Consider the following 4,927-nt stretch of genomic DNA (forward strand, 5'->3'; position numbering starts at 1 on the left):
TGGCCAGGTTCTTCACCTCGCTCGCCACCACGGCGAAGCCCTTGCCGGCCTCGCCGGCGCGGGCGGCCTCGATGGTGGCGTTCAGCGCCAGCAGGTTGGTCTGGCCGGCGATGTCGGCGATCAGGCGGACGACGTCGCCGATGCGGTTGGCGGTGTCGGCCAGCTCGCGCATGGTGCGGTCGGTGCGCTCGGTCTCGGCGACGGCGTTGCGCGAGACCTCGGCGGCGCGGCCGACCTGGCGGGTGATCTCGCCGATCGAGGCGGTGAGCTCCTCGGTCGCGGCCGCCGCGGTCTGGGCATTGGAGGAGACGCTTTCCGAGGCGTGCGACAGGGTGGTGGTCAGGCGCGTCGCATCCTCGGCGCTGCGGGTCATCTCGCCGGAGGTGCCGGCCAGGCGCTGGGCGGCGCCGCGCAGGGCGGCGAGGGCGCGCTGCGTCTCCTCGCCGAATTCCCGGATCATGGCGTCGACACGCTGGCCGCGCTGGCGGCCCTGCTGGTCGGCGCGCGCCTGGTCCGCGGCCAGGCGCTCGGCCTCGCGGACCTTGGCGCGGAAGACCTCCAGCGCGCGGGCCATGGCGCCGATCTCGTCGGGGCGGTCGCGGTCGGCGACGACGACGTCCAGGTTGCCGCCGATCATCGATTCCATGCTGCCGGTCAGGCGCTGCACCGGCAGGCTGATGCCGCGCACCAGGCTGACGCCCAGCATGCTGATCAGCAGCGTGCCCACCGCCAGCAGGCCGCTGATCATCCAGAAGGCGCTGGCATAGGTGGCGTTGGCCAGCGCGGCCGCGGCCTCGCCGCCATCGACGTTGAAGCGGCGCAGCGCCTGCAAGGCCTGGGCGAAGCTGCGGAAGCTGGCCTGGGTGGCGGTGTCGATGAGCCGCGTGGCGCCGGCCCGGTCGCCCTGGCGACTGGCCTCGAGCACCGGCGCGACATTGCGGAAGTAGTCGGCCCAGCTGCGGACGACGCTCTCGTACAAGGCCCGCTCTTCCGGCCCGGAGACCAGCGGCACGTAGTTCGCCAGCGCCTGCTCGACCTGCTGCCGCTCGGCCTCGATGTTGCGCTCGTTCTCGGCCATGGCGGCGGGGTCGGTCTGCAGCACATGCCGGATCACCATCTGCCGCAGCCGCAGCGCCGTCTCCGTTGCGGTGGAGATCTGCGCCAGGCTGGGCATCCAGTTGGTGGCGATATCGGCCGCCGTTTCCTGCACGGTGCCGAGGCGCTGCAGGGCCAGGCCGCCCAGCCCGGCGAAGCTCAGCAGGATGACGGACAGCACGGCGATCAGGCGGGTCTTGAGGGTCATGGAGCTCGGGCCTGGGATTGCTGCCCCCAGCCTGCCCGCAAACCGGTAAAGATCAGGTGCAGCGGTGGCGGCGCGCCGGTTGCCGGCGCACCGCCGTCCCGCTCAGCCCAGCGTCCGCGCCAGCAGCTCGGCAGTGCGGCCATTGGCGATGGTGGCGGCGCGGCCGTCCCAGCTGTGGCCGCCCATGCGGGCGAAGGCATGGTCGACGCCGGGATAGACATGCACCGCGGCCTCGGCGGTGCCGGCCAGGCCCTGCTGGATGGCGGTGCGCGCCTCGGCGGGGACGAAGCGGTCGAGCTCGGCGATGTGCATCAGCAGCGGGTTCCTGATCCGGTCCGCGCCGGAGACCAGCCCCTCGATGCCCACGCCGTAGTAGGAGATATTGCAGTCGGCGTCGGAGTCGGTCGCCATCATGAAGGCCAGCCGGCCGCCCAGGCAGAAGCCCATGGTGCCGGCCTTTCCGTTGCAGCCGGGCATGACGCGGACGGCGGCCAGCGTCGCCTTCAGGTCCTCGACGCCCTTCGCCTGGTCGAAGCCGTTCATCAGGGCGAAGGCCTGGTCCCATTCCTCCTTGCTGCCGTCGGTCAGCTGGATGCCGGGGGACTGGCGCCAGAACAGGTCGGGGCAGATGGCGATGAAGCCCATGTCGGCGACCCAGTCGGACAGGGCCCGCATGGCGTGGTTCACGCCGAAGATTTCCTGGATCATGACGACTGCGCCGGCCGGCGTCGCCTTGGGCATCGCCAGGTAGGCGGCGAAGCTGCCGCTGCCGTCGCTGGCCGGGATGGTGATCTCGGGCATGTCTTGCGGTCCTTCCAGAGAGGCCCGCAGGATAGCCCGAAGCCGGGGCCGCGACACCCCATCCACGGGTTTGTCACGCAGCGCAGCATGACGGATGGCCTGGCCGGAAGACGCGTGCCATCATGCCCGCTTCCGCCGCTTGCAGAGTATGCCGATGCCCGTCTCCCGCCCCGATTTCCGCGAAGCCATGGCGCGCCTGGGCGCGGCGGTGAACGTGATCACCAGCGATGGCCCCGGCGGCCGCGCCGGGCTGACCGCCAGCGCGGTCTGCTCGGTCACCGACGATCCGGCGACGCTGCTGGTCTGCATCAACCGCAACAGCACGCAATATGCCGCCTTCAAGGCGAATGGCGTGCTCTGCGTCAATGTCCTGGCCGGCGGGCAGCAGGCGATCTCCAACCATTTCGCCGGCGCGACCGGCGCGGCGACGGCCGAGCAGCGCTTCGAGATCGGCGCCTGGAGCAGGCTCGAGACCGGCGCGCCGGTGCTGGACGGCGCCGCGGTGTCGCTGGACTGCGTGATCGACGAGGTGCTGGAGAAGGGGACGCATGGCGTGTTCTTCGCCGCCATCCGCGCCATCCGGCTGGGCGACAAGGCGCCGGCGCTGATCTGGTGGCAGCGCGACTACCACCACCTGCCGCACCCGGCCGCCTGATCGTTCTGCCGGTTGTGGCAGCCCCGCTGGGCTGCCACGGCCGTTCTCAAGCTTCCGCGATGATCTCGCGCACCAGCGGATAGACCTCGTTGGCCCAGCGGCGGCCGCTGAAGACGCCGTAATGGCCGGCGCCGATCTGCAGGTGGTTGCGCTTCATCGTGTGGGGGAGGTTGCTGCAGAGATCGAGCGCCGCCGCCGTCTGGCCGATGGCGCAGATGTCGTCGCGCTCGCCCTCGACGGTCAGCAGCCGGGTGCGGCGGATCGTCTCGGGCCGCACCGGGCGGCCGCGATGCGTCATCCGCCCGACCGCCAGGTCGTGGTCCTGGAAGACGCTCTTCACGGTCTCGAGGAAGAACTCGGCCGGCAGATCCATGACGGCGAGGTATTCGTCGTAGAAGCGGCGATGCGCGTCGGCCAGCTGGGAATCGCCGCCGACCAGGTTGCGGAACTGCTCCAGATGCGCGGTCACATGCCGGTTCATGTTCATCGACATGAAGGCGCTGAGCTGCAGCACGCCCGGATAGACCTTCCGCCCGCCGCCCTGCAGCCGCCAGGGCACGGTGTGGATCATGTTCTTCTCGAACCAGTCGATCGGATGCTCCTGCGCCAGGGCATTGACCTTGGTGGGCAGGATGCGGGTGTCGATCGGGCCGGCCATCAGCGTCATGCTGTGCGGGGTGGCCGGGTTGCGGTCCTCCGACATCAGCGCGACGGCGGCCAGCACGGGCACCGCCGGCTGGCAGACCGCCAGCACATGGCCGCCGGGCCCGATCGCCTCCTGGAAGGCGATGACATGGTCGACGAACTCGTCCAGCCCGAAGCGGCCGGCCGAGAGCGGCACGTCCCGGGCATTGATCCAGTCGGTGATGTAGACGTCGTTCTCGGGCAGCAGCACCTGCACCGTGCCGCGCAGCAGGGTGGCGAAATGGCCGGAGATCGGCGCCACCACCAGCACCTTGGGCTGCGGGATGTCCACCGCCTTCCTGAAGTGCAGCAGCCGGCCGAAGGGGGTGGCGGTCGCCACCTCCTCGGTCACCGCGACATCCTCGTTGCCGACGCGGACGGTGGTGAAGCCGAAGGGCGGCCGCTCATGCGTGACGGCGGCGGTGCCCATCAACTCCAGCACCGCGGTGAACTGCCGCAGCGCGAAGGTCTCGGGGCGGCCGGTGTCGAACTGCCGCAGCACCGCGCCGGTGCCGCGGGCGAATTGCCGGAAGGGAGCCATCAGGTCCTGCTGGGCCTGATACAGCTGGTACATCATCCGTGAGGAGCCTCTCCGCGCAATGGCCAAGCCAGGGAAGTCGGCCGGCTTCTTGCCGCCACCGGGGCGAACGGTAACGAAAATGTTCCCTCGCCGCGAGGGGCATGTTGACAGGGCATAGATGACCATTTCGTCAATCGTGGAGCGCGCCTAAGGTTGCGCCTTCATCGCGTGGGAGTGTTCCGTATGGCCGAGGCCCGCCTCCTGATCAGCAGCCGAAACTACTCCTCCTGGTCGCTGCGGGGCTACCTGCTCTGCCGCATGGCCGGGCTGACCTTCACGGTGGAGACCGCCGCCGCCGACGACCCCCAGGCCCGGGCCGAGCTGCTGTCGCGCAGCTCCACCTTCCGCCTGCCCTGCCTGGTGCGCGGGCCGCTGAAGATCTGGGACAGCCTGGCCATCGCCGAGCAGCTGAACGAGGAATTCCCCGAGGCGCAGCTGCTGCCCGAGGCGCCGGTGGCCCGCGCCCATTGCCGCTCGATCTCGGGCGAGATGCATGGCGGCTTCACCGCGCTGCGCGCCTCGCTGCCGCTGAACATGCGCGCCCGTCGCCCGGGCTTCCGCGTCTGGTCGGGGCCGGCCGCCGATATCCGCCATATCCAGGACATCTGGGAAGACGCCCTGGCGCGCTCCGGCGGGCCCTGGCTGTTCGGCGAGCGCCCCTCCATCGCCGACGCCATGTACGCTCCCGTCGCCAGCCGCTTCCTGACCTACGGCGTGACGCTGCCCGGCGCGGCCGCGGCCTATCAGGAGAAGCTGCTGGCCTGGGCGCCGATGGTCGAGTGGATGGTCGAGGCCGAGCGCGAGCCCGAAGCCCTGGCCGAGGTCGAAGGCGACTTCTGAGGGACGGATCCGGGCCACCGGCCCGGATCCACTCGACAGAAGACCGGCCGGAGGCGGGCCGGGC

The 4,927-nt window shown here is 70.7% G+C and carries 5 protein-coding genes; 2 read left to right on the top strand and 3 right to left on the bottom strand.

Annotated elements, in window-relative coordinates; genetic code table 11:
- On the bottom strand, window positions 1–1,303 hold a 1,303-nt coding region (locus BKE38_RS33610), incomplete at its 3' end, for a methyl-accepting chemotaxis protein (RefSeq protein ID WP_076956696.1).
- A 102-nt stretch (window positions 1,304–1,405) separates the two neighbouring features.
- A complete protein-coding gene (locus BKE38_RS07320; RefSeq protein ID WP_076956697.1) occupies window positions 1,406–2,104 on the bottom strand; it encodes a dienelactone hydrolase family protein in 699 nt (232 codons plus the stop codon).
- Between the two features lie 154 nt (window positions 2,105–2,258).
- On the opposite strand from BKE38_RS07320, the gene BKE38_RS07325 reads away from it, so the two are divergent.
- A complete protein-coding gene (locus tag BKE38_RS07325; protein WP_367595460.1) occupies window positions 2,259–2,759 on the top strand; it encodes a flavin reductase in 501 nt (166 codons plus the stop codon).
- Window positions 2,760–2,805: 46 nt separating this feature from the next.
- On the opposite strand, the gene BKE38_RS07330 is transcribed toward BKE38_RS07325, so the two are convergent.
- Complete coding sequence (locus BKE38_RS07330; RefSeq protein ID WP_076956698.1) at window positions 2,806–4,020, bottom strand: polyhydroxyalkanoate depolymerase; 1,215 nt, start codon at window positions 4,018–4,020, stop codon at window positions 2,806–2,808.
- Window positions 4,021–4,206: 186 nt separating this feature from the next.
- On the opposite strand from BKE38_RS07330, the gene BKE38_RS07335 reads away from it, so the two are divergent.
- A complete protein-coding gene (locus BKE38_RS07335; RefSeq protein ID WP_076956699.1) occupies window positions 4,207–4,863 on the top strand; it encodes a glutathione S-transferase in 657 nt (218 codons plus the stop codon).
- The last annotated feature ends 64 nt before the right edge of the window (window positions 4,864–4,927 follow it).

The sequence above is a fragment of the Teichococcus deserti genome (assembly GCF_001982615.1).
Lineage (GTDB): Bacteria > Pseudomonadota > Alphaproteobacteria > Acetobacterales > Acetobacteraceae > Pseudoroseomonas > Pseudoroseomonas deserti.